This window comes from Desulfomicrobium macestii (assembly GCF_014873765.1).
Classification (GTDB): Bacteria; Desulfobacterota; Desulfovibrionia; order Desulfovibrionales; family Desulfomicrobiaceae; genus Desulfomicrobium; species Desulfomicrobium macestii.
The window spans coordinates 106,393-113,585 of sequence record NZ_JADBGG010000012.1; the positions used below are offsets into that span (position 1 = coordinate 106,393).

General features: G+C 48.6%; 7 protein-coding genes, 2 tRNA genes and 1 pseudogene. 9 read left to right on the forward strand and 1 reads right to left on the reverse strand.

The window, feature by feature from the left end; translation table 11 throughout:
* Nucleotides 1-32: 32 nt before the first annotated feature.
* Entirely contained in the window at nt 33-230 is a 198-nt protein-coding gene (locus H4684_RS09620) for a ubiquitin family protein (protein WP_092191762.1), read from the forward strand.
* A 4-nt stretch (nt 231-234) separates the two neighbouring features.
* Nucleotides 235-1,137, forward strand: coding sequence for an ATP-binding protein (locus H4684_RS09625; RefSeq protein ID WP_192623567.1), 903 nt, complete (start codon nt 235-237; stop codon nt 1,135-1,137).
* Nucleotides 1,138-1,249: 112 nt separating this feature from the next.
* Here H4684_RS09625 and H4684_RS09630 read toward each other — a convergent pair whose 3' ends face one another.
* Complete coding sequence (locus H4684_RS09630; protein WP_161949112.1) at nt 1,250-2,257, reverse strand: GGDEF domain-containing response regulator; 1,008 nt, start codon at nt 2,255-2,257, stop codon at nt 1,250-1,252.
* Between the two features lie 211 nt (nt 2,258-2,468).
* Here H4684_RS09630 and H4684_RS20630 point away from each other — a divergent pair, with 211 nt between their 5' ends.
* The 7 genes and pseudogenes from H4684_RS20630 to H4684_RS09660 form a co-directional block, all read left to right on the forward strand.
* The gene (locus H4684_RS20630) at nt 2,469-2,774 is read left to right on the forward strand and encodes an IscA/HesB family protein (RefSeq protein WP_092191768.1); all 306 of its coding nucleotides are present in this window, start codon (nt 2,469-2,471) and stop codon (nt 2,772-2,774) included.
* A 189-nt stretch (nt 2,775-2,963) separates the two neighbouring features.
* Nucleotides 2,964-3,039, forward strand: a tRNA-Val gene (locus tag H4684_RS09640).
* A 13-nt stretch (nt 3,040-3,052) separates the two neighbouring features.
* A tRNA-Asp gene (locus tag H4684_RS09645) sits at nt 3,053-3,129 on the forward strand.
* Between the two features lie 919 nt (nt 3,130-4,048).
* Nucleotides 4,049-4,177 carry a hypothetical protein gene (locus H4684_RS20975; RefSeq protein ID WP_264080947.1) on the forward strand — a complete coding sequence of 43 codons (129 nt, stop codon included), beginning with the start codon at nt 4,049-4,051 and terminating at the stop codon, nt 4,175-4,177.
* Nucleotides 4,178-4,360: 183 nt separating this feature from the next.
* Nucleotides 4,361-4,939 carry a hypothetical protein gene (locus H4684_RS09650; protein ID WP_192623569.1) on the forward strand — a complete coding sequence of 193 codons (579 nt, stop codon included), beginning with the start codon at nt 4,361-4,363 and terminating at the stop codon, nt 4,937-4,939.
* Nucleotides 4,940-5,055: 116 nt separating this feature from the next.
* Entirely contained in the window at nt 5,056-6,492 is a 1,437-nt protein-coding gene (locus H4684_RS09655) for a hypothetical protein (RefSeq protein WP_192623570.1), read from the forward strand.
* A 180-nt stretch (nt 6,493-6,672) separates the two neighbouring features.
* Nucleotides 6,673-7,193 (forward strand): annotated as a pseudogene (locus H4684_RS09660) (IS21 family transposase); the annotation flags it as partial.

Here is a 7,193-nt window from a genome sequence, read left to right on the forward strand (position 1 = left end):
GCCGACACCGACAGCAAAAGCACAGGAGCACCATGATAACTGTCCGCCTTGAACCCGAAAATCGGGAACTGACCATCGACCGTGCCGCCACGGTCATGCAACTCTTGCACAAACTCGGGCGCAAGCCCGGACGGGCTCTCGTCATCCGCGACGGCGGCCTGCTCACTCCGGATCTGAACCTCAAGTACGGCGATCACGTCATTGTGCGCGACGTCGGATCAAAGGGGTAGCCTCATGAAATGCAAACGCTGCCAGATCCCCGCCGTGGTCGCCCTGCCCAGTCACCACACCGCTTTCTGCAAGGACTGCTTCCTTGTTTTCGCCCGTCGCCTGGTGGAACGGGCCATCAAGGAACACGCGATGTTCACCTTCGATGATCGCATCCTCGTCGCCATCTCCGGCGGCAAGGACTCCCTGGCCCTGTCCTGGCAATTGAAGGACCTCGGCTACATCATCGAAGGCCTGCACATCGATCTTGGCATCCCCGAATCCTCACCCATCGCGCGGGCTTATGCCGAGCGTTTCTGCACGGTAAGCGAGATCCCCCTGCACGTCATCGAGACTGCCAAATTGGGACTGGCCATGTGCGACGTCAAACGCCGGGTCAAGCGCCCCATCTGCTCCGTGTGCGGACAGACCAAGCGCTACCTGTTCAACAAGTTCGCCCAGGAGAACGGATTCACGGTGCTGGCCACGGGACACAATCTTGATGACGAGACCTCGCGGCTTTTCGCCAATGTCATGCGCTGGGATGTGGAATTTCTGAGCGACCAGGGGCCGGTCATGCATGCCGAGAAGGGTTTTGCCAAAAAGGTCAAGCCACTTTTCCGCCTGACCGAGTTCGAGACCGCAAACCTGTGTTTCCTGGCCGGGATCGACTACGGCTACGCCCCGTGCCCATACAGCTCCAAGGCCAGCTTCCCCATCTACAAAAATCTGCTGGCGGACCTCGAAGACATTCAGCCGGGCCGCAAGATCCGCTTTTATGACGGGTTCCTCAAGGACGGCCGGCAAGGCTTTGCCCCGCGCGGCGAGACAAGCGTGGACATCCAGCCCTGCACGACCTGCGGCTATCCGACGTCTGCCGGTGAATGCGGCTATTGTCGTCTGACCGCGCTTATGAACGACGAAGGATGATTGCGTCTGCGATGAGGATGGACTGACGGCGATGCCGATTCGGCATCGTGAACGATGGAGTTTCTGCGGACAGGCTGCCGCGGCCGCTACGGGATGTGCGCGCTTTAGCGCATCATCTGCAAACCGTGGTGTTGCGGCCGCATTTCTTGGCTGCGTACATGTTCTGATCAGCCCGGTCGACAAGGTCTGAAACGGTTTCCCCCGGGCAATAGCTGGTCACGCCAAGGCTGATCGAAACATGGACACCGGACCCTTTTCTGGGATAGAAGGCGTGTTCGAAGAAGCTGATCCGAATGCGCTCCGCCACGCGGGCGGCCTCTTCGCGATTGGTCTCCGGCAGGACGATGATGAATTCCTCGCCTCCGTAACGGTAGGCCGAGTCCGCATCGCGGATCAGTTTCTGGATGATCCGCCCCAGCTCCGAGAGTACGGCGTCGCCATTCAGATGGCCGTAAGTGTCGTTGTACTGCTTGAAATTGTCGATATCGAGGACGCACAATGACAGCGGGCTTTTGTAGCGCATGGCCCGTTCCACCTCGGCCTGAACCTGCCTGAAGAAATGGCGGGCATTATAGAGCCCGGTCAGTTCGTCGGTCAGGCTCAGTTCCTTGTAGCGCATCTCGCTGCGGCGCAGATCCTCCTCAATGCGTTTGCGGGCGATGATCTCCTGCCGCAATTCGGTGGTTCGGCGCTGTACCTCTTCTTCCAGATGCTCACGATAAAGCCTGTTCTCCCGTTTGAGGTGCACTTTTTCCAGGCTTTTGTTCACGGCATGGAGTACGAACTCCAGATTGAGGAAGGGTTTGACCAGAAAATCCCACGCTCCCCGGCGCAAGGCCTCGATGGCGTCGTCCGTGGAGCCGACCCCGGAAATGACGATGAGGCCCGTTTCGTCATCCCTGGATGAAATATGCTTGAGCACGTCCAGCCCGGACAGGTCCGGCAGCTTCAGATCAAGAAGCACAAGATCCGGAAGTTCAGAATTGTAGAGATCAAGGGCCTTGATGCCTGAGTCCGCCAGGATGACCTCGTGACCTTGTTCGCGCAGAAAATCTCCGAGCAGCTCAAGCAGGGTCGTCTCGTCGTCGACAAGCAGGATGCGGGCATTTTGTGGGCACATGTCCGGACCGGGGTTCTGGTGATCAAGAGTGAATTCACTGTAAACTTTCTTGACTGTAAGACACAAGCATCTTTTTCGGAGATGACGATGTTCCCGGCTGACGGCGTTTCTCGGGATTTCACGAAGATCCATCACGAAAAACACGCGGCTCCGGACATTGACATCGATAAAATCAATAACTACGTCCTTTCCCACATCAAAGGAGGATTCCATGTTCGAACTTACAAAGGCTGCCAAAGAGCAGCTCGATATGCACTTCGCTGGCAAAGAAGTGTCCCCAATCCGGGTCTACATGGCTGCCGGCTGAGGCGGGCCTCGCTTGGCGCTTGCTCTGGATGAGCAAAAAGACAACGACGTAGTACACGAAATTGACGGATACAAATTCCTGGTTGAAACCGCTCTGATGGAAGAATCGAAACCCATTTCCGTGGAATTTCATCCGCACATGGGCTTCAACATCAAGTCGGGGCTCAAGGCGTCTTCTTCGGGATGCTCTTCCTGCACATCCTGCGGTTAAGACTCTCGCTTTCGAAGACCTTAAGGGCTGTCCTTCACGGACGGCCCTTTTTTTTACCCGAGTTTCCGCTCTCCCCTCCCCTGCCCGGAGCGCTTTCAGGTTAATTTCAACTTTTTTCAATTTTCTTGAAAAAAGTCTTTGACAGCAGGCATGTGGCTCTATAAAGACTGTTTCTCGTTGGACGGGACTGGGCGGTTAGCTCAGCTGGGAGAGCGTCGGCCTTACAAGCCGAGGGTCATAGGTTCGATCCCTGTACCGCCCACCACGAAAACAAATGCGGGGTCGTAGTTAAGTCGGTTATAACGCCGGCCTGTCACGCCGGAGGCCGTGGGTTCGAGTCCCATCGGCCCCGCCATTAGAAAGTAAGGGATTTCAGTCGAAAGGCTGAAATCCCTTTTTTCTTTATGGGATTCGGCGGCCAAGACTCGACCATTCAATATGAAGCCATCCGGCAACGGGTGGCTTTTGTTTTATGTACGTACGTGCTGGCTGTGACCTTATAATTACCCATGCCAAAAGAAAAAATTGTCGTGTACGAAACTTTCCTTGTAGCGGTTTCGCAAAAAGAATTGGTGCTCGGTGTTCAGAAGCAGTCGCTAGAAAATTGATCCAACGGCAGACTTGCCCTCTCCGCACGTCTCACTTCGGCACAGCCGGAACTGGGCTTGGCGTTCAACCTGACGGGAACATTTCCGGGCCGCAAGTATGATCGACATGACGACCTGGGGCGCCAGGTCGATGCTCACAACTACTGACAAACCCTCCAATTTGCTCGCATGGGCATACTCGCCACCTTGTTGACGAGTTTTAAACTTATATTTCGAGTAGATGGATGCGAAAAAGCACGATTATTGAAAGATAAAATCCATTCTAAGGCTCAAAAAAGGCTACTTTTGAAAGAAAAAATTAAATATTTCAATATACTCTTGGTCTCAGAGACCCAGCCGAGACCGAACCGGGCTTGGCGTTCAACCTGACGGAAACATTTCCGGGACGTAAGGATGCATCGTCATGACGACTTGGGCGCCAGGTCGCTGCTCACAACTACTGACAAACCCTCCAATTTGCTCGCATGAGCATACTCGTCACCTTGTTGACAAGTTTTAAGCTTATATTTCGAGTAGATGGATACAAAAAAGCTCGATTATTGAAAGATACAATCCATTCTAAGGCTCAAAAAGGGCTACTTTTGGAAGAAAAAATAAATTATTTCAATATACTCTTGGTCTCAGAGACCCAGCCGCAGCCCCAGCCGTCTTTCTGCATAAATATGTATGACAAAAGAAGAACTTGCCGTTGATGCAACTTTTCTTGTAGCGGAGATGCAAAAAGAAATAGCGCGCTCAAAAAAGGTGAAAGACAATGCTGACTGCGCCATCAGCGTGAAGAAGGTGCGGCAATAACAAAAAAAGCCAAAACGGGGCTTGGTCCTTTTCCCCATCTAGGATTGTACTATTCAACAGTGAGTCAAATCATCTGTAAAATTGGATGATTCAAGATTCAAGATCTGACCCCAGATTTTTTTTACGAGTTGTCGTTATTATCAGAAAACTTGTTAATTACTTGTTAAGTGCAGGATAAAACAAATGCAATTATCCGACATATTCGCAATTGCTGGTGCCATTTTGACCTCAATCGGTGGGGCAACAGCTATTGTTTTTGGGTTTTCAACCTGGTTAGGAAAAGTCTGGGCTAACAGGCTGATGGAAAATGAAAAAAATGAACATTCACGTGCATTAGAAGCTCTCAAGAATAGCTTTCACCAAGAAACTGAAAGTTACAAAATAAAACTAAAAAAATCAGAACTGATATTTGAAAAACAATTTGAGGCTGCTTCGGAGTTAGTAGCGTTACAACGTAGCTTTATCCCACAAATAAATTTTGCCCACATGGATTGGGAAGATGTTGTGGATCATTATGCGTTTTCATCTCAAAAAATCGAAGAAGAGTTAGAAAAATATCTTTCACTCCACGGTGCTATTTTGGGAGAAGAAGTTGAGGAAAAAATCAGTGAATGCATTGGCGTCGCTGGTTGGAACAAATTCGAAATTAAAGAGTATGAAGTATCGACAAAAGGCAAAGAGGAAGGAGAGAAAATATACCACTTGTTGAATGAAGCCAAGAAGTTAATGATAGAAAAAGTAATATCGCAGACAAGCACTTAACAAATTAATTCAGCGGATGGCGTTATCGTTGGCGGCTCTGACGCGGAAAGCACATTGAAGCCACCACCGCTGATTATGGCCGTTATGATACATAATCATCAATAGTTGAGGGAAAAATGAACCCAATATATTTAGATTTGCATATCCACACTTCTGATGATCCCGACTCGCCAAATATAAATTACAACCTTATGGCCCTAAAATCGGGTGTTGAAAGTCTTGCGTGTGGAGGAGACTATTTAATTTCAATTACTGATCATAATTTCATAAATGAAACGGTATATTTAAATGCTACCGTTTTATTTTCAAACTTGATTCTTGGTGCTGAACTCCATATTCGTAACTATCCTGATGCCCAGCCATATCATTGCCATATTCTCTTTAACATTCAGTCAATAAATACAGATGAAATTAGGAAGATCAATACGATATTAGATAAGCTATACCCTAAAAAAAGAGTAACAAATGCTGATAGTATTCCAAGGCTTCAAGATATAATGGATAGCTTTGACGATTATGACTCCTTACTTTTACCACATGGAGGTCAAAATCATTCAACCTTTAATGAGTCCATACCCAAAGGCGTAAAATTCGACAAAACTCTTGAGCGAAGTATATATTATAATCATTTTGATGGGTTTACAGCAAGGAGCGATAAAAGCTTAGAAAGAACATATGAATATTTCGAAAGACTAGGAATCAAAGAGATCGTTCATCTGGTTACAGCAACAGACAATTATCAACCTGAGAACTATCCACATGGTAAAGCAGGGGAGGCAGCTTCTGAGTTTATTCCTACATGGATGCTAGCGCGACCGACATTTGATGGCTTAAGATTGTCATTATCGGAGTCATCTAGATTAAAATATGGGAAAAAACCCGATTTATGGGCTGAATATATTCGAAGTGCGTATTTAAAAAACGAGAATATAGATATTGATGTTCAGTTTACTCCTGGTCTTAACGTTGTGATAGGAGGTTCATCAAGTGGTAAATCTCTTTTAGTTGACTCAATTGCGAGATCAACATCTCAAGACTTCTCTAGTAGTGTATATACTAATGCTGGGTACCAGGTCGAAAATATATATCTCGATAATCCAACCGGGCAGCATCCGCATTATCTCGACCAGAATTACATCAGTAAAATTTGTGACCCCAAAGATAAAACTAATGATATTCAAGATATCTCTATACTGAAAAACGTATTTCCTTCTGATTCAGATGAAAGGGAAAAAATCACTAGCGCACAATCAAAATTGGCAAAGCATTTGTCAAAAATGATAAATTCAGTAAAAATAATTTCTTGTATATATGAAGAGGTTAAACGAATACCAGTAATTAGTAGTTTGATAGTATCTGGTGTTATTAGTGCGAACCCAATTAAGCCTATCGAGCCATCTCCTGGTGCTTTTGACTCAATAAGCTATTCTGATTCATTATATAATGAGCATATAGATGTTATGAACTATATAGATACATTTATTAATTCACATCCAATGTTGAATAGTGAATCTGCCTCAATAGAACTGATTGCGTATTCCGGTCCAAACTGACCACGGATTCCGGCGGAAACTGACCACCGATTCCATGGGAAACTGACCACGGATTCCACGGCAAACTGACCACCGATTCCGGAACAAACTGACCAGTCCCAACGGCGTCAGACTCGGTGGAAAATTCGCAGCGGATGCGGCGCTGGATAAATCGGGCATACTCCTTTTCAGGAGGTGCCCATGCCCAATTCGAGGTTATCCATGCGCAAGATCAAAGACGTTTTACGACTGCATTTCGACCGGGACTTGTCCGCACGCCAGATCGGCCTCAGTCTCAAGATCTCACACAACACCGCCTCCGAGTACCTACGCAGGGCTCAGGCTGCCAACCTCAGTTGGCCGTTGCCGCCAAGCCTGTCCGACTCAGAGCTTGAAAACCTGCTCTTTCCATCCCTGCCGCCAAGTTCCGTGAAGCGACCGGAACCGAACTGGGCCGACGTCCACATAGAGCGCAAGCGTCGTTCCGTGACCCTGCTTCTGCTCTGGGAGGAGTACAAGGCGCAGCATCCTGACGGCCTGCAATACAGTTGCTTCTGCGCTCGCTATCGAGCCTTCGTGGGCAAACTCAAGCCATCCATGCGCCAGGTCCACGTGGCCGGAGAGAAAGCCTTCATCGACTACGCGGGCCAGACCATCCCCATTCAAGACCCATTCAGCGGCGAGGTTCGTGAGGCCCAAATTTTTGTGGCCGTGCTCGGCGC